This is a genomic window from Paracoccus denitrificans (genome assembly GCF_900100045.1).
Classification (GTDB): domain Bacteria; phylum Pseudomonadota; class Alphaproteobacteria; order Rhodobacterales; family Rhodobacteraceae; genus Paracoccus; species Paracoccus denitrificans.
This window is the reverse complement of the sequence record NZ_FNEA01000018.1, coordinates 53,226-76,413: the sequence shown is the minus strand read 5'-3', so window position 1 is coordinate 76,413 and position 23,188 is coordinate 53,226. Positions and strand designations below refer to the sequence as shown.

Here is a 23,188-nt window from a genome sequence, read left to right as displayed (position 1 = left end):
AATCCAAAACAGCGGGGCCGCCCCTCTTGTGCGAATCCCGCGCAGTTGCAACCATGAGTTACTGAGAACCCCACCTCGGAGACGAATTTGGGTCTGACCCCTACGCATCCCGCGACCGCGACCCCCGGCGAAACCCTGCTGGAATTCCACGACAACCGGCTGTTGATCGACCTCTGCGGCCCGCATGACCGCCACCTCGCGCGGATCGAGGAGGCGCTGAAGGTGCATATCCTGCGACGCGGCAACCTTCTGTCGGTCGTGGGCCCGGTCGAGGCCCAGGCCGAGGCGGCGCAGGTGCTGCGCGCGCTTTACGCAAGGCTGGAGCAGGGCCGCCCGGTCGAGATGGCCGAGGTCGAGGCCGCGTTGCGCATGGGCAGCGAGACGGTGGCCGAAGGGCCAAGCCCGGCCGAGCAGCTGGAGATGTTCCAGACCGGCCCGATCGAGCTGCGCACCCGCAAGAAGACCGTTGAGCCGCGCACCGATGCGCAAAAGGACTATGTCCGTGCGCTGTTCGCCAACGAAATGGCTTTCGGCATCGGCCCCGCCGGCACCGGCAAGACCTACCTTGCGGTGGCCGTGGGCGTGACCATGCTGATCGGCGGCCATGTGGATCGCATCATCCTGTCGCGCCCCGCCGTCGAGGCGGGCGAGCGGTTGGGCTTCCTGCCCGGCGACATGAAGGAAAAGGTCGATCCCTACATGCAGCCGCTCTATGACGCGCTGAACGATTTCCTGCCCGCGAAGCAGGTGCAGAAGCTGATGGAGGAAAAGCGCATCGAGATCGCGCCCTTGGCCTTCATGCGCGGCCGCACGCTGTCGAACAGCTTCGTGGTGCTGGACGAGGCGCAGAACGCCACCACCATGCAGATGAAGATGTTCCTGACCCGGCTGGGCGAGGGCTCGCGCATGGTGGTCACCGGCGACCGCACCCAGATCGACCTGCCGCGCGGCGTGCATTCCGGCCTGGTCGAGGCGGAAAAGATCCTCAAGGGCATCAAGGGCATCAGCTTCAGCTATTTCACCGCCAAGGACGTGGTGCGCCATTCGCTGGTCGCCCGCATCATCGAAGCCTACGACGCCGAGGCCGAGGCGGCGCTGGCCCGGGGCGAGGTCTTCGACGAGCGCGGCCAGCGCATCCCGCGGCGCGAGCCGCGGCTGGCCGGCGGGGGAATGGCCGGCGGAGGAGTGGCAGGTGGGGGGCCGAGCGATGCCTGACAGTGCCGACGCGCCGGAAGAGGTGCCGGAGTTCGTCGACATCGTGCTGGAGGACGACCGCTGGGAGGATGCCGACCTGCCCGCCATGGCCGAACGCGCCGCCCGCGCGGTGGGCGAATGGCTGGGCTTGGATGCCTTTCAGGTCGTGGTCATGGGCTGCGACGACGCCCGCATCGCCGCGCTGAACGCCGAGTTCCGCGGCAAGCCCAAGCCCACCAACGTGCTGAGCTGGCCCGCGGTCGAGTTCGAGGCGCGCGAGCCCGGCGCCCATCCCGAACCGCCGGGGGCCGAGGAACTGGGCGATATCGCCATTTCCTACGACACCTGCCTGCGCGAGGCCGAGGCGCAGGGCAAGCCCTTCGCCGATCACGCCACGCATCTTCTTGTCCATGCCATGCTGCATCTTGCAGGATATGACCATATCGACGACGAGGATGCCGAAACCATGGAGGATGCAGAACGCTCGATCCTGGGCAAGCTGGGCATCCCCGACCCTTATCTGGAACATGAGACATGACCAACGACCGAAGTCCCGACACGCCCGTCTCCACCGAACCCGCCTCATGGGCGGATGGCACGGGCGGGGACGGGCGTGACCTGCCGCAATCGCGCGGCTTTCTGGGGCGCATCCTGGGTGCCTTCGGCGGCGGCGGCGAGCCCGAGCCCGAGGGCGCCGAGGCCCGCGACAAGGGACCGGCCGCCCCGTCGTCGGGCGTTCCCGGGATGGTCAACCTGCGGCGGATGCGCGTCGACGACGTGGCCGTGCCCAAGGCCGAGATCGTCGCCGCGCCGGTGACTGCCACCCTGCCGGAACTGGTCGAGATGTTCCGCGAGCACGGCTTTTCCCGCATCCCGGTGTTTCGTGGCACGCTGGACAGCCCGCTGGGGCTGATCCACCTGAAGGATCTGGCGCTGAAATACGGCTTCGGCGTCAAGGCTCCGGTCAAGTTCGCGCTGCGCCCGATGCTGCGGCCGCTGCTTTACGTGCCGCCCTCGATGCCCATCGGCGTGCTCTTGCAGCAGATGCAGCAAAAGCGCATCCACATGGCGCTGGTGATCGACGAATATGGCGGCGTGGACGGGCTCGTCACCATCGAGGACCTGATCGAGCAGGTCATCGGCGAGATCGAGGACGAGCATGACGAGATCGAGGGCGGGCTCGTCATCCAGGAAAAGCCCGGCCAATGGCTGATCCAGGCCCGCGCCGCGCTGGAGGATGTCGAGGCCCAGACCGGCCTGCGCCTTGCCACCGACGAGGAAGAGGAAGAGATCGACACGCTGGGCGGCCTGATCTTCATGCTGACCGGCCGGGTGCCGGTGCGCGGCGAGGTGATCCCGCATGAAAGCGGCGCCGAGTTCGAGATCGTCGACGCCGATCCGCGCCGGGTCAAGCGCGTGCGGCTCCGGCTGCCGCAACAGGAGGCGCCGCCGGAGAGCGAGGGCTGAGGCGTGTCACAGCCCGGCAAAGGCCGGGGCATGGGCGATGCGGCTGCCTGCGGGCAGCTCAGGCCCCAGCGCCATGAGATGCGGCCCGGCATAGGGCGAATCCAGATCGGCTGGCGCGAAGCCGAAGCGGCCGTAATAGGCCGGATCGCCCAGAACCACGATGGTATGGTCGTCGAACGCCGCCAGGGCGGCGCGGGTCAGCGCCTCGCCGATGCCGCGCGATTGCACGGCGGGATGCACCGCCAGCGGCGCCAGCGCCAGCGCCGGCCCCTCGGCCTTGAGCGGCGACAGCGCGACATGGCCGATCACCGTGCCCTCGGCCTCGGCCACCAGCGACAGCGCCAGGTCGTCATCGGCACGCAGTGCCTCGACCAGCCGCGCCTCGGCCGGCCCGTCGAAGGCGCATGCCAGCAGCTCCGAGACGGCGGCGCGGTCATGCGCCATCTCGGCCCTGAGGCGCGGCATCGGCTCGCTGCGGGTGAAGTCGCGCTGGATGCCATGGCTTTCGCGGCCCCAGCGGCTGTCCTTCAGCCGGTCGCGATGCGCCTGGAAGGCCGCCTCGTCAGCGTAAAGCTCGTTCAGTTCCCAGACCAGCGGATCCTCGGCCTGGGCGAGGTCGAAGCGCAGGTTGCCGGGTTCGGCCCGGCTCAGTTCGGCATGTTCGGTCAGAAGGTCCAGCGCCAGCAGCATCTGCGCCGCGTCCTTGCAGATCAGCCGTCCGCTCAACGAAACCAGCGGTCTCTCAAGGGGGATCTCCTCGCCGCCCAGAACGAGCGGGGGTGCGTGGTTGTGGTTCTGTCCGCAGGCGCAACTCATGGCAGGATCCTTGTTGTGAACGGTTGCCGCAATGACGGGCCGGCGGGAACCGGCAGCGTTCCCGGGGCCGAAACCATTAGCGGCGATAACCATATCGGGCGGCATTAGACCGGCCTTGTCAATTTGCAAAGCCGCGCCTTGCGCCGTATGCGGTCCCCGAAACGAAAAGGGCAGCCCCGCGGCTGCCCTTCGGGGTCATTCCCACTCGATCGTGCCCGGCGGCTTCGAGGTGATGTCATAGGTGCAGCGGTTGATGCCCTTGACCTCGTTGATGATCCGCGTCGCGGTCTCGCCCAGGAACTCGTGGCTGAAGGGATAGTAATCCGCCGTCATGCCATCGACCGAGGTCACGGCGCGCAACGCGCAGGCATAATCGTAGGTGCGCCCGTCGCCCATCACGCCCACGGTGCGCACCGGCAGGATGGCGACGAAGGCCTGCCAGATCTCGTCATAAAGCCCGTGCTTGCGGATCTGGTCGATGAAGACCGCATCGGCCTTGCGCAGGATCTCCAGCTTGTCGCGGGTGATCTCGCCCGGGCAGCGGATGGCAAGGCCGGGGCCGGGAAAGGGATGGCGGCCGATGAATTTCTCGGGCAGGCCAAGCTCGCGGCCCAGGGCGCGGACCTCGTCCTTGAAAAGCTCGCGCAGCGGTTCGACCAGCTTCAGCCCCATCTTCTCGGGCAGGCCGCCGACATTGTGGTGGCTCTTGATCGTGACCGAGGGGCCGCCCGAGAAGCTGACCGATTCGATCACGTCCGGGTAAAGCGTACCCTGGGCCAGGAATTCCGCGCCCTCGATTTCGCTCGCGTATTTCTGGAACACGTCGATGAAGAGCTTGCCGATGGTCTTGCGCTTGACCTCGGGGTCGCTGACGCCCTCCAGCGCCGACAGGAACAACTCGCTCTCGTCGGCATGGATCAGCGGGATGTTGTAGTTGTCGCGGAACATGGTCACGACTTCCTCGGCCTCGTTCAGCCGCAAAAGCCCGTGATCGACGAAGACGCAGGTCAACTGGTCGCCGATCGCCTCGTGGATCAGCACGGCGGCGACCGAACTGTCGACGCCGCCCGACAGCCCGCAGATCACCCGCTTGCTTCCGACCTGCTCGCGAATCTTGCGGATCGCCTCCTGGCGATAGGATGCCATGGTCCAGTCGCCGGCAAAGCCCGCCATGCGGACGAAATTCTCCAGCATCCGGCGGCCGTTCGGGGTGTGATGGACCTCGGGATGGAATTGCACGGCAAAGAACTTGCGTGCCTCGTCCGCGATCATGGCGAAGGGGGCATTGGGCGAGGTGCCGATCACCTCGAAGCCCGGCGCAAGCCGGGTGACGCGGTCGCCATGGCTCATCCAGACTTCCTCGCGGCCGGTATCGAACAGGCCGGCGAAGATGCCATCGCCCTTGTGCCCATCGGCGGGTGCGATGAAGGCGCGGCCGTATTCGGCGTGATGGCCCGATTCGACGCGGCCGCCCAACTGCTCCATCATCACCTGCTGGCCATAGCAGATGCCGAAGACCGGCACCTGCATGTCGAAGAGGCTCTGCGGCGCGCGCGGCGAATCCGCCTGGGTGACCGAGGCGGGACCGCCCGACAGGATCACGGCCTGCGGGGCGAAGTCTTTCAGGAAGGCGTCGTCGACCGCGTTGAACGGGTGGATTTCGCAATAGACGTTCAACTCGCGCAGGCGGCGCGCAATCAACTGCGTGACCTGGGAGCCGAAATCGATGATGAGAAGGCGCTGATGCTGGGTCATGGCAAGGCTTTAGGCTGCGGCATGGCGGTGCGCAAGAGGCAGGCGGCGACCTGGATTGCGGCGTTGCATGGGTATTTGGAAAACGGAAAGCGGCAGGGGCCGTGCGCTCGGGTCGGGAAACTGCGCGCAACCTGCGGCTTTCCGTTTCTCAAATACCCATCCGGCCGTGCCGCCAGGCAGGTCAGCGCCAGAGAATCCCCAGGGCCTCGGCCGGGTCCGGTTCCGACCAGATCTCGGCGCCGAGGGCGATGAAATCGGCGACGGGCGCCAGTTGGCCGATCAGCGCCGGGGTCAGGGCACCCTCGGCGATGACGGGAATCTCGATCACCTCGGACCACCATTGGAACAGCTCCAGCGGCGCGATCTCTCCATGGCCGAGCGCGGTGGCGCCGCAGGGGCCGAAGCTGACGTAATCCGCCCCGGCCTCGGCCGCATTCATGCCGTCGTGGCGCGAGGCGCCGCAGAAGGTGCCGACGATGGCGTCCTGGCCCAGTTCCTTGCGGGCGTGGCGCACGCCACGCGCGCCGTTGGTCAGGTGCACGCCGTCGAGCCCGTGGCGCTGAGCCAGCTGGACATGGTCCTCGATCACCACCGCCACGTCGCGGGCATGGGCGATCTCGCGCGCCAGGTCGGCGATGCGGCCCAGCTCGTCCTCGGTGCCGGCGCCGGGGATGCGCAGGCAGGCGACGGGAAAGCGGTCCATGACCTCGGCCAGCATCGGCCCCAGCGTCGAGGCGGCTGCTCCGACCGGCGTGATCAGGTAGAGTTGCGGCGAATTGGGCTGGTCTGTCATGGCGCTGTCATCCTCGTGTTCCGCAAGCAGATAGCGCAGCGCTGCGCGCCTTGCCAGTGGGTGCGCGGAAGGATATGGCCGCGCGCATGGAACCGGCGATCATTCTCATGCGCCCGCAGATGGGCGAAAACATCGGTGCGGCCGCGCGCGCCATGCTGAATTTCGGCCTGACGGACATGCGGCTGGTGGCGCCGCGCGACGGCTGGCCCAATCCCAGGGCCGTGGCCATGGCCTCGGGTGCAGCCGGGCGCGTGCTGGACCGGGCACGGGTCTTTGCGACGCTGGCCGAGGCCATGGCGGACGTGGATTACGCCTATGCCACCACCGCGCGGGGGCGCGAACTGACCAAGCCCGTTCTGACCCCTGCCACGGCCATGGCCGATGCCCGCGACCGGGTGGCGCAGGGCGGCCGGGTCGCTGTGATCTTCGGTCCCGAGCGCGCGGGCCTGGAGAACGAGGACGTGGCGCGGGCCAATGCCATCATCACCGTGCCGGTGAACCCGGATTTCCCCTCGCTGAACCTGGCGCAGGCGGTGCTGCTGACCGGCTATGAATGGGCGCAGGACAGCCTGCCGCCCCAGCCCGCCCCGCATGGCCGCCGCCCGGATGGCGAGGCGCCCGCGACGCGGCTGGAGATCGAGAAGCTCGCCGATCACTGGGAGGAGCGGCTGGCCGAGGCCGGTTTCTTCTTTCCGCCCGAAAAGGCGCCGGCGATGAAGCTGACGCTGCGCAACCTGTGGTCGCGACTGCCGCTGACCCGCGCCGATACGCGCATCTTCCACGGCATGCTGCGGCAACTGATCCGCCGCGGCTGATTGATTTCCGGGTGCGCGCGGGCCAATGTCGCGCCCGATCGAGAAGGAAGCTGACATGGCAAGACGTCCCGTCTTTCAGGAAGTCACCGAGACGACCCCGCCCGGCACGACGCCCTCCGGCGGCATGATCGATGCCGGCCACAAGGGCGCGCGCGGCGCGATCCGCCTTTGGCTGGTCGTGCTGTTCGTCATGGTTGCGGCGATGATCGCGCTTGGCGGTGCGACGCGGCTGACCGGCTCGGGCCTGTCGATCACCGAATGGAAGCCGGTGACCGGGGCGATCCCGCCGATGGATGCCGCCACCTGGCAGGCCGAGTTCGACAAATACCGGCAGATCCCGCAGTTCGAGCTGGTCAATTCCGATATGGACCTGGCGAGCTTCAAGCGGATCTACTGGTGGGAATGGTCGCATCGGCTGCTGGGGCGGCTGGTGGGGCTGGTCTGGGCGGCGGGCTTCGTCTTCTTCCTGGCGACCAGGCGCATTCCCACCGGCTGGACGCCGCGGCTGCTGTTGCTGGGCGCGCTGGGGGGCGCGCAGGGCGCGATCGGCTGGTGGATGGTGCATTCGGGACTGTCGGGCGAGATGGTGCGCGTGGCCTCCTATCGGCTGGCGACGCATCTGGGGCTGGCCTTTGCCATTCTTGGCCTGATCGCCTGGTATGTGCTGGCGCTGTCGCGGTCCGAGGCGGCGCTTTTGCGCGCCCGCCGGGCCGGCGAGGCCAAGCTTTTCTCGATGACCACCGGGCTGATGCACCTGGCCTTCGTCCAGATCCTGCTGGGGGCGCTGGTCGCGGGGATCGATGCGGGGCGCATGTATACCGGCTGGCCGACCATGGGCGGCGAATGGATCCCGGCCGAGATCTGGGACGCGACGCTGGGCTGGCGCAACTTCTTCGAAAACCCGGCGCTGGTGCAGTTCATCCACCGCATGACGGGCTATCTGCTGGCGGTCTTTGCGGTGGTGGTGTTCCTGCGCGCCCGCCGTTCGCCGCATCCGGTGACGCGCGGCGCCTATGTCGCGATGCTGGTCGCGCTGGCCGTGCAGGTGGCGCTTGGCATCATGAACGTGCTGCATGCCTCGCCGCTGCCTTTGGCACTGGCGCATCAGATCGGAGCCGTGGCACTGTTCACTCTGATCCTGCGCGCGCGGCACCATGCGCGCTATCCTTATGAAACTTCGGTCCGGGGAACTGTCCGATGAGCGCTTTCGACGATCTTCTCGCCTTCCAGCGCCAGACCGAGGCGCTGTCCTCGGTCGCCGAACGGCTGGCCTGGGACCAGGAAACCGTGATGCCGCGGGGCGCGGTCGAGCAGCGCGCCGAGGAAATGGCGGCGATGGAATCGGTGCTGCACGAGCGCCGCACCGATCCGCGCCTGGGTGAATGGCTGGACCAGGCCGAGCCCGAGGACGACGAGGATGCCCGCGTCATCGAACTGATCGCGCGCGACTATCGCCGCGCCTCGCGCATTCCGTCGCGGCTGGCCACGGAACTGGCGCGGCAGACCTCGCTGGCGCAGGGCATCTGGGCCGATGCGCGCGCCAAGGACGCGCCCGAGGACTTCCTGCCGGCGCTGAACGACATCCTGATGCTGAAGCGCGAGGAGGCGGCGGCGCTGGCCGATGGCGGCGACCTTTACGACGCGCTCCTGGACGATTACGAGCCCGGCACGACCCAGGCCGAGATCGCGACGCTGTTCGACGCCATGCGCCCGCGGCTGGTGGCGCTGCGCGAGGACGTGCTGGGCGCCGCCTTCCAGCCGCAGCCGCTGACCGGCCATTTCCCGCAGGAGACGCAGCTGCGCCTGGCGCGGACCTGCGCCACGGCCTTCGGCTATGACTGGACGCGCGGGCGCATGGATATCGCCGTCCACCCGTTCAGCTCGGGGCGCTGGCAGGACAGCCGCATCACCACGCGGGTGGTCGAGGCCGATCCCTTCAACTGCCTCTATTCGACCATCCACGAGGTCGGGCATTCCAGCTATGAGCTGGGCATCGACAGCGACTATGCCTTCACGCCGCTGGGGCGCGGCGTCTCGATGGGCGCGCATGAAAGCCAGAGCCGGATCTACGAGAACCAGCTGGGCCGCGGCCGCGCCTTTACCGGCTGGCTTTACCGGCGCATGTCGGATGCCTTCGGCGGGCTGTCGGTGCCCGATGCCGATGCCTTCTACGGCACCGTGAACCGCGTCACCCCCGGCTTCATCCGCACCGAGGCGGACGAGGTGCAATACAACCTGCATATCATGCTGCGCTTCGACCTGGAGCGCGACCTGATCGCTGGGCGGCTGGATGTCGAAGATCTGGTCGAGGCCTGGAACGCCCGCTTCCTGCGCGATTTCGGCGTTGCGGTGGACCGGCCGGCCAATGGCGTCCTGCAGGACGTGCATTGGGCGGTGGGGCTGTTCGGCTATTTCCCGACCTATGCGCTGGGGAACGTCTATGCCGGCTGCCTGCATGCCGCGCTGCGCGCCGCGGTGCCGGACCTGGACGAGGCTTTGGCACGCGGCGAGGCGGATCCGGCGGTCGAATGGCTGCGCGAGAACATGCAGCGCCATGGCGGGCTTTACCCGCAGCGCGACCTGATCGAGCGGGCGACCGGGGCCGATATCGGCGAGGGGCCGCTTCTGGACTATCTGGAAGAGAAATTCTCGGCCATCTACCGGCTTTGAGGCCGGATTCGAGTATTTGGGGAACGAAGAAGCCGGGCGCCGGGCGTTATGGCGGCCGGCCTTTCCAAGCCGGGCGTTTTCCTGTATCAGGCGTCGATCCCAAGGACAGCACGGCATGAGTGACCAAGCCAGCAAACCCGCCCCGGCGGTGAAGAAGCTCTTCATCAAGACCTATGGCTGCCAGATGAACGTCTATGACAGCCAGCGCATGGCCGAGGCCATGGGCGCCGAGGGCTATGTCCTGACCGAGAACCAGTCGGACGCCGACATGGTGCTGCTGAACACCTGCCATATCCGGGAAAAAGCGGCCGAGAAGCTTTATTCCGACCTGGGGCGGCTGAAGCCCCTGAAGGCGGAAAGGCCGGACCTGAAGATCGGCGTCGCCGGCTGCGTGGCCCAGGCCGAGGGCGAGGAGATCCAGCGCCGCATGCCCATCGTCGACCTGGTGGTGGGGCCGCAGGCCTATCACCGGCTGCCGGCCATGGCGCGCGCGGGCAGGGGCGTCGATACCGAATTCCCGGCCGAGGACAAGTTCGAGCATCTGCCGAAGCCCGCCGCCACCAGGCGCGCCCCGGCGGCTTTCCTGACCGTGCAGGAGGGGTGCGACAAGTTCTGCGCCTTTTGCGTCGTGCCCTATACGCGGGGGGCCGAGGTGTCGCGCCCGGTCTCGCGCATCCTGGCCGAGGCGCGCGATCTGGTCGCGCGCGGCGTGCGCGAGATCACGCTTTTGGGCCAGAATGTCAACGGCTGGCATGGCGAGGGGCCGGAGGGGTCCGAATGGGGTTTCGGCCGGCTGATCCGGGCGATCGCGGAAATCGACGGGCTGGACCGCATCCGCTATACCACCAGCCATCCGAACGACATGGCCGACGACCTGATCGCGGCGCATCGCGATGAGCCGAAGCTGATGCCCTATCTGCACCTGCCGGTGCAATCGGGTTCCGACCGCATCCTCAAGGCGATGAACCGCCGCCACACGGTCGACCAATACCTGCGGCTGATCGAGCGTATCCGCGAGGCGCGGCCCGACATCATGCTGACCAGCGATTTCATCGTCGGCTTCCCCGGCGAGACCGACCAGGACCACCAGGGCACGCTGGAGCTGGTGCGGGCGGTGAATTTCGGCACCGCCTTCAGCTTCAAGTATTCGCCGCGTCCCGGCACCCCGGCCTATGAGCGGCCGGAGATCGAGGGTGCCGTGGCCGATGCGCGCCTGCAGGAATTGCAGGCGTTGCTGACCAGCCAGCAGAAGGCGGCGCAGGAGGGCATGGTCGGGCGCGAGCTGGGCGTGCTGTTCGAGAAGCCCGGCCGCAATCCGGGGCAGATGGTCGGCAAGTCGGACTATCTGCACGCGGTCTTTGTCGAGGCGCCGGCCGCCAAGGTCGGCGATCTGGTGCGCGTGCGCATCACCCATAGCGCGCCGAACTCGCTGGCCGGGGTGTTGGCGGCCTGAGCCGCCAGTGACGCTGCCGCCAGCGACAATGGTCAGACCGTGTCGAGGTAAAGCTCGACGGTTTCCTCGTCGGAAAGTTCGGCCATGTAGTGCAGTTCCTGCCGCTTGGTCATGACGAAATTCTCGATCAGATGCGCGGGGAAGATGCGCTTGATCTGGGGCGAGGTCTCGAAGGCGTCGATGGCTGCGCCCCAGCTGCCTGGAAGCTGTTCCAGCCCCAGCTCATAGGCATTGCCCTGGATCGGCGGCGGCGGCTCGGCCTTGTCCTCGATGCCGTTCAGCGCCGCGCCCAGCACCGCGGCGACCGTCAGATAGGGGTTCACGTCGCCGCCGGCCACGCGATGCTCGATCCGGCGCGCTTTCGGGCCGGAGGAGGGGATGCGAATGGCCGAGGTGCGGTTCTCATAGGCCCAGCCGATGCCGGTCGGCGCATGGGCGTTCGGCACCAGCCGGTCATAGCTGTTCTCATGCGGCGCAAACAGCAGGGTCGAGCCGGGCATGGCGGCAAGGCAGCCGGCCACGGCATGGCGCAGCGCTTCGGACCCTTCCTCGCCGCCATTGTCGAAGACGTTGCGGCCCTGTTCGTCCAGCACCGAGAAATGCATGTGCATCCCCGAGCCGTTCCATGCCTCGTAGGGCTTGGCCATGAACGAGCCGGCAAAGCCGTAGCGCCGGGCGAGTCCCTTGACCAGTAGCTTGAACAGCCAGGCGTCGTCGGCGGCCTTCAGCGGATCGGCCTGGTGCATCAGGTTGATCTCGAATTGGCCGGGCGCGGCTTCCGAGATGGCGGTATCGGCGGGAATGTCCATCGCCTCGCAGGCGTCATAGAGCGCGGTGAAGAAGCGGTCGAAGGCGTCGAGCGCGCGCAGGGACAGCGTTTCCGCCCCCGTGCGGCGCTTGCCCGAGCGCGGGCTGGGCGGCACGCGCAGCTGCCCGCCCGAATCGTCGATCAGGAAGAATTCCAGTTCGGTCGCCACCACCGGGGTCAGGCCCGCGGCCTTGTAGCGTTCGACCACCCGGGCCAGCGCTTGGCGCGGATCGCCCTCATAGGGGCGGCCGTCCAGGTGGAACATCCAGATCGGCAAGAGGCCGGTCGGTGCCTCCAGCCAGGGCATGGGCATGAAGCCGCGTTCGGTCGGCAGAAGCAGCCCGTCGGGGTCGCCGGCCTGAAAGACCAGCGGGCTGTCCTCGATATCCTCGCCCCAGATGTCCATGTTCAGCACCGAGAACGGGAATTTCGTGCCCTCGGTCAGGATCTTGTCGGCGAAACGTGCCGGAACCCGCTTGCCGCGCGCCACGCCGTTGAGGTCGGCGGCAGCGATGCGGATGGTCTTGACGTCGGGATGCTCGTGCAGCCAGTCCATGGATCACCTGATGAGATTGGGCCTGTAACGGATCTTTTTCGCCGCGCCGGGAAGGTGGCGGTTCAGCCGGCGGTTCACCATGCCGAACAGCGCGATCAGGCAGATCGTCAGCAGCACGAAATAGCCCGCCACGATCGGATAGGCGATGAAGGGGTTGAAGGTCTTGTCGGCGAAATAATTGGCGTAATAGAGCGCGTCGCCCCGCTGCTGATAGGCCGGGAAGCCGGAAAAGAACACCAGCGTGGTGGCGTGGAACAGGAAGATCGCCTCGTTGGTATAGGCGGGCCAGGCCAGCCGCATCGCGGTCGGCCAGACCACGCGACGATAGCGCGTCCAGCCGGCCATGCCATAGGCGTCGGCTGCCTCGAGCTCGCCCTTGGGCAGGTTGCGCAGCGCGCCGTAGAAGATTTCGGCCGAATAGGCGGCGGTGTTCAGCACCAGCACCAGAAGCGCGCCGGCCCAGGCCCGGGTCATCCAGCTGGTCTGCACGGTGATGCCGAGGATGTCGATGCCGGCACGCGGCAATTGCACCAGCAGCTCATAGGCCAGGAAGAACTGGATGAAGAGCGGGCTGCCGCGAAACAGGAAGATGAACCATTCCGCAGGCTTGCGGGCCCAGCGATTGCCGCTGGCCTTGGCCACGGCCAGCAGATTGGCCAGGAAAAAGCCGAGAAACACCGCCAGCGCCGCGAAATAGACGTTCCAGAGCAGGCCCGAGCCGATCAGCGTAACCTGCTCGCACAAGGTGAATTCGCTGCGCGGCAGCAGCCGCTCACCGATGCCCAGGGCGCGCAGCCCGTAATCCTGGATGGTTTGCAGGCACTGGCTCATGTCGCGGTCTTTCGCATCGCCTCTCCGGCGGCGGTGGCCTGACCGGCCGAGAGCCGGGCCCGGATGCGGTCGAAGAACCGTTCCGAGCCCCAGGTCATCAGCAGGTAGAAGACCAGGATGGCCAGGAAATAGTAAAGCCGCCAGTCGGGATGCGGATAGGCATAGGCGCGGGTCTTGGCGCTGCCGAGTTCGCGCGCCCAATAGACGATGTCCTCGACCCCCAGCACGAACAGCAGCGGCGTGGCCTTGATCAGGATCATCCACAGATTGGCGAGGCCGGGCAGGGCATAGGTCCACATCTGCGGGATCAGGACACGCCGGCTCACCTGGCGCGGGCTCATGCCGTAGGCCTCGGCGGTTTCCAGCTGCGCCCGAGGCACCGCGTTCATGGCGCCGTAAAGCACATTGGCCGCGAAGGCGCCGAAGACCACGGCAAAGGCGATCACCGCCAGGAAGATGCCATAGGCCTGATGCACCCATTCCGGCGAGGTCGAAAGCGGCAGCTTGGCGGCCGCGCAGACGATGAACTCATTGCCCTGCCGCACGGGCACGGACGGGTCGCAATAGACGCGCGAGCGCAGCCACTCGAAGCCCTGGTCCAGGGCGATGGGCACGAAAAGAAAGAAGATGATGTCGGGCACGCCGCGCACCATCGAGGTGTAGATGCGGCCGAACCATCGCACCCCGGCGATGCGCGAGCGCGAGGCCATGGCCCCGCCGAAGCCGAACAGCAGCGCCACCGGCGCGGTGATGGCCAGAAGCAGCATCACCGTGCCGAAGCTGGCATAGAACAGCATGTGGTTGCCGGTCGTCAGATAGCATGACAACCAGGCGAGGCCCTGCAGGGCAGAGGGGTCGGTGCAATAGGAAAACATCATGCTGCCGGTTTGGCCGCCGCAGCAATTGCCGCGACGGCATCAGTCGGATCACTCGTAGGTCTGTGCGTCCTCGCCGAAATGCTTCTTGATCAGCTCGTTCAGGCTGCCGTCCTGTTTCATCGTGCCGATGGCCGCGTTCAGCTTTTCGCGCAGCTCGTTGTCAGACTGGCGCACGCCGATGCCGATGCCCTCGTCCAGCCGGACCTGTTCGCCGACGAAGATCAGGTCCTCGCTATCCTCGACGAAGGGGCGCATGACCTCGTGATCGCCGAAGGCCGCGTCGGCCTCGCCGTTGCGGACGGCGGCGAAGACCTGGTCGATATTGGGATATTCCAGCATCGTGGCCTGCGTATCGGCGACATGGGACGCCTGGACCGTCCCGGTCTGGACCGCGACGATACCCGTTTCAAGGTTGGCGCCCTCGTCGAGCGCGACGTAGGAGGAGGGCGCGGGCGGCAGATAATCCTCGCTGAAGGCGATGACCTGCTTGCGTTCCTCGTTGATGCTCATCGCCGCCATGATCGCGTCATAGTTCGACGAAACCAGGTTGGGGATGATCGAATCCCAGTCGTTCTTGACCCAGGTGCATTGCAGTTCGGCCCGCTTGCACAGCTCATTGCCCAGATCGACCTCGAAGCCGGCCACCTGGCCCTGGTCGTTGATGAGGTTGTAGGGAGGATAAGCGCCCTCGGTGGCGATACGCACCGTCTGCGCCATGCCCATGCCCGCGGTCAGCGCGAAGGCTGCGGCGGCAAGCGTCAGTTTCTTCATGTCCTTGCTCTCCTGTCGGTTCTTTCATTCTGCCATGGTTGCGCTCAGGAACTGGCGCAGCCGTTCGGATCGCGGCGCACCGAAAAGCTGCGCCGGCGGTCCCTCTTCCTCGATCCGGCCCTGATGCAGGAAGACGACGTGGTCGCTGACATCGGCCGCCAGCCGCATGTCATGGGTGACCAGCAGCATGGTGCGATGCTCGGCGGCCAGGTCCTTGATGACGCGCACCACCTCTTGCTGCAATTCGGGGTCCAGCGCGCTGGTCGGCTCGTCCAGAAGCAGTGCGCGCGGCTCCATGCAAAGCGCGCGGGCGATGGCGGCGCGCTGCTGCTGGCCGCCCGACAACTGCGCGGGCCAGGCGTCGGCCTTGTCGCCGATGCCGACCTTGGCCAGCAATTCGCGCGCCCGCGCCTCGACCTGTGCCGGGTTGCGCTTCAGGACATGGACCGGCGCTTCCATGACGTTTTGCAGGATGGTCATGTGCGACCACAGGTTGAACTGCTGGAACACCATCGAGAGGTTCGTGCGCAGCCGCGTCACCTGGGCCCGGTCGGCGGGCACGCGGGCCAGCCCGGTGCCGCGCCATTTCACCGCCTCGCCCTCGAACAGGATCTCGCCCTGCTGGCTGTCCTCGAGCAGGTTGCAGCAGCGCAGCAGCGTGGACTTGCCCGACCCGGACGAGCCGATCAGGCTGATGACATGGCCGCGCGGCGCGGTCAGGCTGACGCCCCGGATGACCTGAAGCGGGCCATAGGCCTTGTGCAGATCCCGAATTTCTATCACCGGCACGCCGGTCGGATCGGGGGCCGCAGGGTTGGCGGAGATGGTCGGTTCTGTCTGGCTCATGCGGATATGAGGCGATATTTGCCGGGCGATTGCAACGCTTTCGTCGCGGGTTTTGCCGGCTGGGCGGGGGCGGGGATCGCCCGGATGGCGGGCGGCGCGGCCGGGTTCGGGCGGGGTTGCGCGTTCACTTGCCGGACAGTCCCAGATCGTCCAGCGCCCTTTGCCGCGCCAGCGCCGAATCGCGGTCGTTCACGCCCAGAAGCCCGGCCACCAGCCGCACCAGCGATTCCTCGTCGGCATTGCGGTCGCCGTCGGCATAGGCGACTTCCCACAGGGCGGCGACGATGTCCTGCCGGTCCTGCAGGTCCACGCGCTCCTTGATGGTGCGGGTGAAGCGGACGGTGTCGGGTGCCTCGGCCTCGATCATCTCGGCCGCCGCGCGCCGCTCGGCCGCCTCGGCGGCGGCAAGCCCGCGGCGCCGGGCCAGCACCTGGTCGATGCGCTGCTGCTCGGCCTTGCCGTAATGGTCGTCGGCACGCGCCAGCCGCACCAGCAGCGAGGCGACGGCGACCTCGGCATCCTGCCCGCTGAGATGCGGGGATGCGGGGCGGTCGGCGAAAAGTCGGCTCAGAAGGTTGCGAAACATGCCGGGATATTAGGGTATTTTCGCGCCACAACAATATCCCGCGCGAAATTTGTCAGGCAGATTCCCAGCCCTCGACGATGGCCAGATCGGCGATCGAGCAGGGCTGCCGCAAGGCCAGTGCCGCCTGATATTCCGGGCTGCGATAGCAGGCGAGGGCGGTCTCCAGGTCGGCGAACTCGATCACCACGCTGCGGGGCCGGATCTGGCCCTCGACCACCTGCTGGGCGCCGCCGCGCACCAGGAAACGCGCGCCGTATTTGGCGAAGGCGGCGGCATTGGCCTGGCGATAGGCGTCGTATGCGGCGGGGTCGTCGACCGTGACATGGCCGATCCAATAGGCTTTGGGCATCGCGTGGCTCCTTGCGGCTGATCCGCGCCGATCATGCCGCGCGGGGCTGCCGCCGCAAGCCCGATCCCGCCTCAGTAACGTTGCGGCACATAAAGCTCGGGCGGCAGCACCTCGCGCTCGTAATCGGGGTTGAAGACCCGGTCGGGCAGGGTGATCTCGTCATGCGGGACCGGCCCGTAGGGGACCTGCGTCAGCAGATGCGCCATGCAGTTCAGCCGCGCCCGCTTCTTGTCGTTGCCGGGCACGATATACCAGGGCGCCTCGGGGATGTTGGTGCGCTCGAACATCTCTTCCTTGGCCTTGGTGTAGTCCTCCCAGCGGACGCGGGCTTGCAGGTCCATGGGCGACAGCTTCCACTGCTTCAGCGGGTCGTGGATGCGCATCAAGAAGCGCATCTGCTGTTCCTCGTCGGTGATCGAGAACCAGTATTTCACCAGCCGGATGCCCGAGCGCACCAGCATGCGTTCGAATTCCGGCACGTCGTCGAAGAATTGCCGGACCTGGTCCTCGGTCGCGAAGCCCATGACGCGCTCGACTCCGGCGCGGTTGTACCAGCTGCGGTCGAACAGCACGATCTCGCCGCCCGCAGGCAGGTGCGGGACGTAGCGCTGGAAATACCATTGCGTCTTTTCGCGGTCCGAGGGTGCGGGCAGGGCGACGACGCGGGCGACGCGCGGGTTCAGCCGCTGGGTGATGCGCTTGATCGCACCGCCCTTGCCGGCGCTGTCGCGGCCCTCGAAGATGACCACGACCTTTTCCTTGTGATGGGCCACCCAGTCCTGAAGCTTGATCAACTCGGCCTGAAGCCGCAGCAGCTCGCGGAAATAATCGGCGCGCGGCATCTGGTCGGGATGGGTCTGGCGATAGATGCGGGCGATCTCCTGGGACAGGATCGCATCCTCCAGCTCGATCTCGAAATCCTCGTCGAGCGTGTCCTGAAGCTCGGCTTCAAGCCAATCCTTGGGTGTCTGGTCCTGCATGGGTATCTCCTGCTGCGCTTGCCTGCGATCTAGCCTTGCAATGTGACAATCCCGTGTCGCCTCCTAGAACAACCCGGCGCAGTCGCGGATGATGCCGAAGGCGAAGCCGCCGCCGCTGGCATCCGCGACCGTGCCGCACCAGCGGCCCTCGCTGGAAAACAGGCTCTTGCTGCCCTTTGGCCGATAGGCGACGCGCTTGCCGGTCACGGTGAACAGGTTCAGCGTCCCCGCGCCGTTCGGGGCGTAATAGCCGACCACGGTGCCGTCCGCGGTGAAGATCACCCGCTTTTCGTTGGCCGGGTTGCGCGGCGAATTGGCATAGCGCGAGGCGCTGTTGGCCGGGCTGGCGGCCGAATTGGCCGCCGCATGCGGCGAGTTCGAGGTCTTGGCCGGCGCATTGCGCGGCGCGCCGGGCCCCAGGTCGAAGGGCAGGCGCGTCTGGTCGAGGATGAACAGCGGCGCATCCGCAAGCGCCGGTGCGGCGCAAAGCATCAGGACCGGAAGCGAGGCAAGGCGCATGTCGGAACCCTTCGTCTGGTCCCGACACTATGGCGCGTCGCGGTGCCTCAGACCAGCCGCTCGTTGTCCATCGCGGCGCGGATGAAGCCGGCAAACAGCGGCGCCGGCTGGAAGGGCTTGGATTTCAGCTCGGGGTGGGACTGCACGCCGATGAACCAGGGGTGGTCGCGGTATTCCACGACTTCCGGCAGCCGCCCGTCCGGCGACATGCCCGAAAAGCTGAGCCCGGCCGCCTCCAGCTGATCGCGGTATTTCGCATCCACCTCGTAGCGGTGGCGGTGGCGATCCTCGATCTCCAGCGCGCCGTCATAGATCTCCGAGATCTTCGAGCCCGGTACCAGAACGGCGGTATAGGCGCCCAGCCGCATGGTGCCGCCCTTGTCGTCCGTCAGCTTGCGCTGCACGGTATAATTGCCCTGCACCCATTCCTTGAGGTGATAGACGACCGGGGTGAAGCGGGTCTTGCCGGCCTCGTGGTCGAACTCCTCGGAGCCGGCGTCCGGCATGCCTGCCAGGTTGCGCGCCCCCTCGATCACCGCCATCTGCATGCCCAGGCAGATGCCCAGATAGGGCACCTTCTTTTCGCGCGCATATTTCGCGGCGGCGATCATGCCCTCGGTGCCGCGCTCGCCAAAGCCGCCGGGCACGATGATGCCGTTGTAGCCGTCCAGAAGATGCGCGCCCTCACCCTCCAGCTTCTCGCTGTCCACCCAATCGGCCCGCACGCGCACGCGATTGGCCATGCCGCCATGGGTCAGTGCCTCGGCGATGGATTTGTAGGCGTCCTCCAGCTGGGTGTATTTTCCGACCACGGCGATGCGGACCTGGCCCTCGGCATTCTCCAGCCGGTCCATCACGTCCTCCCAGCGGGTCAGGTCCGGGCGCGGCGCCGGGCTGATCTGGAAGGCGTCCAGCACCGCCTGGTCGAGACCGGCGCGGTGATAGGCCAGTGGCGCCTCGTAGATCGTTTTCAGGTCATAGGCCGGGATCACCGCATCGGGGCGGACATTGCAGAACAGTGCGATCTTGGCGCGCTCTTTTTCCGGGATGGGGTGTTCGCTGCGGCAGACCAGGACATCGGGCGCGATGCCGATCGAGCGCAGCTCCTTGACCGAATGCTGCGTCGGCTTGGTCTTGAGCTCGCCCGAGGCGGCAAGCCAGGGCAGCAGCGTCAGGTGCACGAAGATGCATTGGCTGCGCGCGCGTTCCTGGGCGAATTGCCGGATCGCCTCGAAGAAGGGCAGGCCCTCGATGTCGCCCACGGTGCCGCCGATCTCGCAGAGCATGAAATCGACCTCGTCCTCGCCCACGGCAAGGAAGTCCTTGATCTCGTTGGTGACGTGCGGGATGACCTGGATGGTCTTGCCCAGATAGGCGCCGCGGCGTTCCTTTTCCAGCACGTTGGAATAGATCCGTCCCGACGAGACCGAGTCGGTCTTGCGCGCCGAAACCCCGGTAAAGCGCTCGTAATGGCCAAGGTCCAGGTCGGTCTCGGCGCCGTCGTCGGTGACGAAGACCTCGCCATGTTCGAAGGGGCTCATCGTGCCTGGATCGACGTTCAGATAGGGGTCGAGCTTGCGCAGCCGGACGGTAAAGCCGCGCGCCTGCAGCAGCGCCCCCAGCGCCGCCGATGCCAGCCCCTTGCCAAGCGAAGAAACCACGCCGCCGGTGATGAAGATGTAACGCGCCATCGAGGGGCCCCCGTGAGTAATCAAACAGAAGATCGCGGCCCGAATCTGGGCAGCATCACGGGACTCGAGTCATATCCGATTCGTCCCGTGGCCGCAACGGACCGCAAGTTGTTGTAAGGGGCGCCTGTCGCGCCCCCAAGCTGTGGTGTCAGTTATTGGCCGGTGCCGGGGTCGTCGCCGGCGCCTCTGCCGGGGCGTCCTGCGCCGGTGCCTCGGCCGGCGGCGGCGTCACCGGCGCGGTCGCGGGGGCACTGCCCTCGGCGGGTGCGGCGGGCGTCTGGGCGGGGGTTTCGCCTGCGGGGGCCGGCGGCGCGACCGGCTGGCCGGCGCCCGGAACCACGGGCTGGCCCGCGCCGGGCGGCGGGGTGTAGTCGCCGATGCCGGGCAGGTCGGTCGCCGGGGCCTGCTCGGTGCCGCCAAGGTTCAGCTGGTCCACGATCGAGCCGCTGGAGGCGTTCTGCGCGGCGATCAGGGTCAGGGTCATCGACGTGATGATGAAGCCGATGGCAAAGATCCAGGTCAGGCGCGACAGCGCGTTCGCTGCCTGGCGGCCGGTCATGACGCCGCCTCCGCCACCGCCCATGCCAAGGCCGCCACCTTCGGACCGTTGCAGCAGCACCACCCCGATCAGAAGCACGGCGAGGATCAGATGCACGGTAAGAACGATGTTTTCCACCACTGGGGCCTTTCATTCAGCGACGCGCCTATCTAGTCACCAAGGCGCGGATTGGCAAGCGGGGTGCGGGCATGGGCGCGCTGATGATCCAGGGGACGGGGTCGAATGTGGGGAAATCCCTGCTGGTGGCGGGGCTTTGCCGGGCTGCAAGGCGGCGCGGGATCGACGTCGCGCCCTTCAAGCCGCAGAACATGTCGAACAATGCCGCCGTGACCCCCGACGGGGGAGAGATCGGTCGGGCGCAGGCGCTGCAGGCGCGGGCGGCGGGGCTGGCGCCTTCGGTCCACATGAACCCGGTGCTGCTGAAGCCCGAGACCGACCGCGCCGCCCAGGTGGTGGTGCAGGGCCGTGCCGCGACGCGGGCGGCGGCGGCGGATTACGGGGCGCTCAAGGCGCGGCTGATGGGAGCGGTACTGGACAGCTTCGCGCGGCTGCGGACGACGCATGAGCTGGTGCTGGTCGAGGGCGCAGGCTCGCCGGCCGAGGTCAACCTGCGCGCCCGCGACATCGCCAACATGGGCTTCGCCCGCGCTGCCGACGTGCCGGTGGTTCTGGCCGGCGACATCGACCGCGGGGGCGTGATCGCGCAGATCGTCGGCACCCAGGCGGTGATCGACCCGGCTGACGCGGCGATGATCCGCGGCTTCGTCATCAACCGCTTTCGCGGCGATCCCTCGCTGTTCGATGCCGGCCGCCGCTTCATCGTCGAACGCACCGGCTGGCCCGACCTGGGGCTGGTGCCGTGGTTCCCCGATGCCGTGCGGCTGCCGGCCGAGGATGCGGTAGATCTGCGCCGTGCCTCGGGGGGCGGAGGCCTGCACATCGCCTGCCCGATGCTGTCGCGGATCGCCAATTTCGACGATCTCGACCCGCTCGCGGCCGAGCCGGCGGTGCGGTTGAGCATGGTGCCGCCGGGCCATGCCCTGCCGGGCGATGCCGATCTGGTCATCCTGCCGGGCACGAAATCCACCCGGGGCGACCTGGCCTTTCTGCGCGAACAGGGCTGGGATATCGACCTGGCCGCGCATCTGCGGCGCGGTGGGCGGGTGCTGGGTATCTGCGGCGGCTATCAGATGCTGGGTCGGATGATCCACGATCCCGAGGGCCATGACGGCAGCCCCGGCAGCACGCCCGGCCTGGGCCTGCTGGATATCGAGACCCGCATGGCGCCCGAAAAGCGGCTGACGCGGATCGCGGGGCGCGCGCTCGGCCAGCCCGTCGAGGGCTACGAGATTCACATGGGCCGCAGCGAAGGCCCGGATTGCGCCCGTCCCTTTGCCCATATCCCCGAGCCGGACGGTGCCACCAGCCCCGACGGACGCGTCGCCGGCACCTATCTGCATGGGCTCTTCTCGGGCGATGGCTTTCGCGCCGCCTGGCTTGGGCAGTTCGGCGCTGCCTCGGCGCTGGATTACGGCGCCGGCGTCGATGAGGTGCTCGACCGGCTGGCCGGGCACCTTGAGGCGCATCTGGACATCGACCGGCTTTTCGCGCTGGCGCGCTAGAGGATTTCCGCCAGGATTCGCTCGGCCTCGGTCTGGCAGGGGGTCAGCTTCGCGCGATCCTCGCCCGGGAAAAAGCGCGCGCGCACGGCCGTCGGCATCGGCGCCGGCTCGGCAATGACGACGCGGGGCCCGAGAGAGGCGTTCTCGGCCCGCCAGCTTTGGGCCAGGGCGATCTGGCCGGCCTTGGTCGCGCCATAGCTGCCGAAGAATTTCTGCCCCGCGCGCTTGTCGTCGAAGAACAGCGCCGTGCCCTTGCGGGCGCGCAAGAGCGGCTCGATCAGGTTGATCAGCCCGCGCGTGGCGACGATGTTCAGATCGACCGATTTCTGGAAATCCTTGGCGTCGATATGGCCGGCAGGCGACAGCGGTGCGGCATGGATCGCCGTATGCGCCCAAAGATCCAGCCCGCCCCAGCGTTCCATCACGGCCCGCGCCATCTGCACCATGGCCTCGGGCTGGCCGACATCCATCGGTGCCAGCGTGGCCGAGCCGCCGGCCTTGCGGATGCGGTCGTCCAGTTCTTCCAGCGCGCCGGTGGTGCGGGCGACGGCCAGGATGTGCCAGCCGCGCGCGGCAAGCGTTTCGGCCAAAGCGGCGCCGAGGCCGCGCGAGGCGCCGGTGATCAGCGCGATTTTGTCATGCTCGGTCATGGCCGTCGATTTCGCATCGGCTGCGGCCCTGCGCAAGCCCCTTGAGCAAGGCTGCAAAGGGGTGCGTCACATTGACTTTCCTGTCGCGTAGCGCAGCCTCAGGGCTGCCTTGCAGGATCAGAGGGCGGGGCCGGCTGCCGAAGCGCGCCCTTCATTCCGGTCGTTGCAACTCCGCCAGCGCGGACTGGCACATGCCGAGGCCCAGCCATTGGCAGCCGTTGCAGATCCGGCCCAGATCCCCGGGTTGCAGGCGGGTGGCGGCGCGGGCCTGCGCCTCGGCCCAGGTCATGCGCTGGCCGGGGCGGATGTCCAGTGCCGCGGCATGGCGCCTGTCCAGCCTGCCGATCCGCTCGTCGGCGGTGCAGCCCATGCCGCGCCGCGAGGGGCAGGGGCCGCAGATCGAATCGGCCATGACCGTAAAGACCACCGGCGTCTGCGGATCGGCGCGCAGCCGGCCATGCACGATGGCGTTCATGTTCTCGGTGAAATCCGGCGAGTAGCCGCGCCCCTGCCAACCGATCGAGCAAAGCACGTGATGGGGGCGCAGCAGAACGGCCCCGGAGCTTTTCCGGGGCCGTT

General features: G+C 67.5%; 24 protein-coding genes. 8 read left to right on the top strand and 16 right to left on the bottom strand.

Translation table 11 applies throughout. From position 1 onward, the window contains the following. Positions 1 to 87: 87 nt before the first annotated feature. The 3 genes from BLT64_RS16480 to BLT64_RS16470 are packed head-to-tail and all read left to right on the top strand — an operon-like array spanning position 88 to position 2,661. Positions 88 to 1,215 carry a PhoH family protein gene (locus BLT64_RS16480; protein ID WP_011749928.1) on the top strand — a complete coding sequence of 376 codons (1,128 nt, stop codon included), beginning with the start codon at positions 88 to 90 and terminating at the stop codon, positions 1,213 to 1,215. After that, on the top strand, positions 1,208 to 1,732 hold the full coding sequence (gene ybeY, locus BLT64_RS16475; protein ID WP_011749929.1) for an rRNA maturation RNase YbeY: 525 nt from the start codon (positions 1,208 to 1,210) through the stop codon (positions 1,730 to 1,732). Before BLT64_RS16480 ends, ybeY begins: the two co-directional genes overlap by 8 nt. Next, entirely contained in the window at positions 1,729 to 2,661 is a 933-nt protein-coding gene (locus BLT64_RS16470) for a CBS domain-containing protein (RefSeq protein ID WP_011749930.1), read from the top strand. Before ybeY ends, BLT64_RS16470 begins: the two co-directional genes overlap by 4 nt. 6 nt (positions 2,662 to 2,667) lie before the next feature. On the opposite strand, the gene BLT64_RS16465 is transcribed toward BLT64_RS16470, so the two are convergent. From BLT64_RS16465 to BLT64_RS16455, 3 genes are all read right to left on the bottom strand, one after another. Next, a complete protein-coding gene (locus BLT64_RS16465) occupies positions 2,668 to 3,477 on the bottom strand; it encodes a GNAT family N-acetyltransferase (RefSeq protein WP_011749931.1) in 810 nt (269 codons plus the stop codon). A 195-nt stretch (positions 3,478 to 3,672) separates the two neighbouring features. Beyond that, positions 3,673 to 5,232 (bottom strand): glutamine-hydrolyzing GMP synthase, encoded by a 1,560-nt coding sequence (gene guaA / locus BLT64_RS16460; RefSeq protein ID WP_011749932.1) that lies wholly within the window; start codon positions 5,230 to 5,232, stop codon positions 3,673 to 3,675. A 181-nt stretch (positions 5,233 to 5,413) separates the two neighbouring features. After that, a complete protein-coding gene (locus BLT64_RS16455; RefSeq protein WP_011749933.1) occupies positions 5,414 to 6,025 on the bottom strand; it encodes a thiamine phosphate synthase in 612 nt (203 codons plus the stop codon). Positions 6,026 to 6,099: 74 nt separating this feature from the next. Between BLT64_RS16455 and BLT64_RS16450 the strand changes: the two genes are divergently transcribed. From BLT64_RS16450 to miaB, 4 genes are all read left to right on the top strand, one after another. Further along, a complete protein-coding gene (locus BLT64_RS16450) occupies positions 6,100 to 6,840 on the top strand; it encodes an RNA methyltransferase (RefSeq protein WP_011749934.1) in 741 nt (246 codons plus the stop codon). 55 nt (positions 6,841 to 6,895) lie between these two features. Beyond that, a complete protein-coding gene (gene ctaA, locus BLT64_RS16445; protein WP_041530605.1) occupies positions 6,896 to 8,041 on the top strand; it encodes a heme A synthase in 1,146 nt (381 codons plus the stop codon). Then, on the top strand, positions 8,038 to 9,510 hold the full coding sequence (locus BLT64_RS16440; RefSeq protein WP_011749936.1) for a carboxypeptidase M32: 1,473 nt from the start codon (positions 8,038 to 8,040) through the stop codon (positions 9,508 to 9,510). Before ctaA ends, BLT64_RS16440 begins: the two co-directional genes overlap by 4 nt. 115 nt (positions 9,511 to 9,625) lie before the next feature. Beyond that, positions 9,626 to 10,963, top strand: coding sequence for a tRNA (N6-isopentenyl adenosine(37)-C2)-methylthiotransferase MiaB (gene miaB / locus BLT64_RS16435; protein ID WP_011749937.1), 1,338 nt, complete (start codon positions 9,626 to 9,628; stop codon positions 10,961 to 10,963). Between the two features lie 32 nt (positions 10,964 to 10,995). Here the strand turns inward: miaB and BLT64_RS16430 are convergent, their stop codons facing one another. From BLT64_RS16430 to secG, 11 genes are all read right to left on the bottom strand, one after another. Next, the gene (locus BLT64_RS16430) at positions 10,996 to 12,327 is read right to left on the bottom strand and encodes a glutamine synthetase family protein (protein ID WP_011749938.1); all 1,332 of its coding nucleotides are present in this window, start codon (positions 12,325 to 12,327) and stop codon (positions 10,996 to 10,998) included. A gap of 3 nt (positions 12,328 to 12,330) precedes the next feature. Beyond that, positions 12,331 to 13,158: an ABC transporter permease gene (locus BLT64_RS16425; RefSeq protein WP_011749939.1), complete on the bottom strand. Its 828-nt coding sequence runs from the start codon at positions 13,156 to 13,158 to the stop codon at positions 12,331 to 12,333. Further along, a complete protein-coding gene (locus BLT64_RS16420) occupies positions 13,155 to 14,033 on the bottom strand; it encodes an ABC transporter permease (RefSeq protein ID WP_041530607.1) in 879 nt (292 codons plus the stop codon). The genes BLT64_RS16425 and BLT64_RS16420 overlap by 4 nt, the downstream gene beginning before the upstream one ends. Before the next feature lie 51 nt (positions 14,034 to 14,084). After that, entirely contained in the window at positions 14,085 to 14,807 is a 723-nt protein-coding gene (locus tag BLT64_RS16415; protein ID WP_011749941.1) for a transporter substrate-binding domain-containing protein, read from the bottom strand. A gap of 24 nt (positions 14,808 to 14,831) precedes the next feature. Then, a complete protein-coding gene (locus tag BLT64_RS16410; protein ID WP_011749942.1) occupies positions 14,832 to 15,653 on the bottom strand; it encodes an ABC transporter ATP-binding protein in 822 nt (273 codons plus the stop codon). A gap of 124 nt (positions 15,654 to 15,777) precedes the next feature. Continuing rightward, positions 15,778 to 16,239, bottom strand: a complete 462-nt coding sequence (locus BLT64_RS16405) for a tellurite resistance TerB family protein (protein ID WP_011749943.1) — start codon at positions 16,237 to 16,239, stop codon at positions 15,778 to 15,780. A 52-nt stretch (positions 16,240 to 16,291) separates the two neighbouring features. Continuing rightward, positions 16,292 to 16,588 (bottom strand): DUF1330 domain-containing protein, encoded by a 297-nt coding sequence (locus BLT64_RS16400; RefSeq protein ID WP_011749944.1) that lies wholly within the window; start codon positions 16,586 to 16,588, stop codon positions 16,292 to 16,294. Between the two features lie 71 nt (positions 16,589 to 16,659). Then, positions 16,660 to 17,568 (bottom strand): polyphosphate kinase 2, encoded by a 909-nt coding sequence (gene ppk2 / locus BLT64_RS16395; protein ID WP_011749945.1) that lies wholly within the window; start codon positions 17,566 to 17,568, stop codon positions 16,660 to 16,662. A gap of 63 nt (positions 17,569 to 17,631) precedes the next feature. Next, a complete protein-coding gene (locus tag BLT64_RS16390) occupies positions 17,632 to 18,087 on the bottom strand; it encodes a hypothetical protein (RefSeq protein ID WP_011749946.1) in 456 nt (151 codons plus the stop codon). A 47-nt stretch (positions 18,088 to 18,134) separates the two neighbouring features. After that, entirely contained in the window at positions 18,135 to 19,778 is a 1,644-nt protein-coding gene (gene pyrG, locus BLT64_RS16385) for a CTP synthase (RefSeq protein WP_011749947.1), read from the bottom strand. A gap of 148 nt (positions 19,779 to 19,926) precedes the next feature. Further along, positions 19,927 to 20,454 (bottom strand): preprotein translocase subunit SecG, encoded by a 528-nt coding sequence (gene secG, locus BLT64_RS16380; protein ID WP_041530386.1) that lies wholly within the window; start codon positions 20,452 to 20,454, stop codon positions 19,927 to 19,929. A gap of 71 nt (positions 20,455 to 20,525) precedes the next feature. Here secG and BLT64_RS16375 point away from each other — a divergent pair, with 71 nt between their 5' ends. After that, positions 20,526 to 21,959, top strand: a complete 1,434-nt coding sequence (locus tag BLT64_RS16375) for a cobyric acid synthase (protein ID WP_011749949.1) — start codon at positions 20,526 to 20,528, stop codon at positions 21,957 to 21,959. On the opposite strand, the gene BLT64_RS16370 is transcribed toward BLT64_RS16375, so the two are convergent. Together BLT64_RS16370 and BLT64_RS16365 are read right to left on the bottom strand one after the other, a co-directional pair. Then, positions 21,956 to 22,609: an SDR family NAD(P)-dependent oxidoreductase gene (locus tag BLT64_RS16370; RefSeq protein WP_041530387.1), complete on the bottom strand. Its 654-nt coding sequence runs from the start codon at positions 22,607 to 22,609 to the stop codon at positions 21,956 to 21,958. The two genes, BLT64_RS16375 and BLT64_RS16370, sit on opposite strands and share 4 nt — an antisense overlap. A 151-nt stretch (positions 22,610 to 22,760) precedes the next feature. Further along, positions 22,761 to 23,141 carry a DUF1284 domain-containing protein gene (locus BLT64_RS16365; RefSeq protein ID WP_011749951.1) on the bottom strand — a complete coding sequence of 127 codons (381 nt, stop codon included), beginning with the start codon at positions 23,139 to 23,141 and terminating at the stop codon, positions 22,761 to 22,763. Positions 23,142 to 23,188 lie beyond the last annotated feature (47 nt).

What these genes read in the sequence shown, in the direction of transcription:
- BLT64_RS16375 (WP_011749949.1), top strand. Translation starts at nt 20,526, where the DNA reads ATGGGCGCGCTGATGATCCAGGGGACGGGGTCGAATGTGGGGAAATCC.
- BLT64_RS16400 (WP_011749944.1), bottom strand. Translation starts at nt 16,588, where the DNA reads ATGCCCAAAGCCTATTGGATCGGCCATGTCACGGTCGACGACCCCGCC.
- BLT64_RS16455 (WP_011749933.1), bottom strand. Translation starts at nt 6,025, where the DNA reads ATGACAGACCAGCCCAATTCGCCGCAACTCTACCTGATCACGCCGGTC.
- ctaA (WP_041530605.1), top strand. Translation starts at nt 6,896, where the DNA reads ATGGCAAGACGTCCCGTCTTTCAGGAAGTCACCGAGACGACCCCGCCC.
- BLT64_RS16425 (WP_011749939.1), bottom strand. Translation starts at nt 13,158, where the DNA reads ATGAGCCAGTGCCTGCAAACCATCCAGGATTACGGGCTGCGCGCCCTG.
- BLT64_RS16415 (WP_011749941.1), bottom strand. Translation starts at nt 14,807, where the DNA reads ATGAAGAAACTGACGCTTGCCGCCGCAGCCTTCGCGCTGACCGCGGGC.
- BLT64_RS16465 (WP_011749931.1), bottom strand. Translation starts at nt 3,477, where the DNA reads ATGAGTTGCGCCTGCGGACAGAACCACAACCACGCACCCCCGCTCGTT.
- BLT64_RS16470 (WP_011749930.1), top strand. Translation starts at nt 1,729, where the DNA reads ATGACCAACGACCGAAGTCCCGACACGCCCGTCTCCACCGAACCCGCC.
- BLT64_RS16405 (WP_011749943.1), bottom strand. Translation starts at nt 16,239, where the DNA reads ATGTTTCGCAACCTTCTGAGCCGACTTTTCGCCGACCGCCCCGCATCC.
- BLT64_RS16370 (WP_041530387.1), bottom strand. Translation starts at nt 22,609, where the DNA reads ATGACCGAGCATGACAAAATCGCGCTGATCACCGGCGCCTCGCGCGGC.
- BLT64_RS16440 (WP_011749936.1), top strand. Translation starts at nt 8,038, where the DNA reads ATGAGCGCTTTCGACGATCTTCTCGCCTTCCAGCGCCAGACCGAGGCG.
- BLT64_RS16410 (WP_011749942.1), bottom strand. Translation starts at nt 15,653, where the DNA reads ATGAGCCAGACAGAACCGACCATCTCCGCCAACCCTGCGGCCCCCGAT.
- miaB (WP_011749937.1), top strand. Translation starts at nt 9,626, where the DNA reads ATGAGTGACCAAGCCAGCAAACCCGCCCCGGCGGTGAAGAAGCTCTTC.
- BLT64_RS16420 (WP_041530607.1), bottom strand. Translation starts at nt 14,033, where the DNA reads ATGTTTTCCTATTGCACCGACCCCTCTGCCCTGCAGGGCCTCGCCTGG.
- ybeY (WP_011749929.1), top strand. Translation starts at nt 1,208, where the DNA reads ATGCCTGACAGTGCCGACGCGCCGGAAGAGGTGCCGGAGTTCGTCGAC.
- BLT64_RS16390 (WP_011749946.1), bottom strand. Translation starts at nt 18,087, where the DNA reads ATGCGCCTTGCCTCGCTTCCGGTCCTGATGCTTTGCGCCGCACCGGCG.
- BLT64_RS16450 (WP_011749934.1), top strand. Translation starts at nt 6,100, where the DNA reads ATGGCCGCGCGCATGGAACCGGCGATCATTCTCATGCGCCCGCAGATG.
- guaA (WP_011749932.1), bottom strand. Translation starts at nt 5,232, where the DNA reads ATGACCCAGCATCAGCGCCTTCTCATCATCGATTTCGGCTCCCAGGTC.
- BLT64_RS16430 (WP_011749938.1), bottom strand. Translation starts at nt 12,327, where the DNA reads ATGGACTGGCTGCACGAGCATCCCGACGTCAAGACCATCCGCATCGCT.
- ppk2 (WP_011749945.1), bottom strand. Translation starts at nt 17,568, where the DNA reads ATGCAGGACCAGACACCCAAGGATTGGCTTGAAGCCGAGCTTCAGGAC.
- pyrG (WP_011749947.1), bottom strand. Translation starts at nt 19,778, where the DNA reads ATGGCGCGTTACATCTTCATCACCGGCGGCGTGGTTTCTTCGCTTGGC.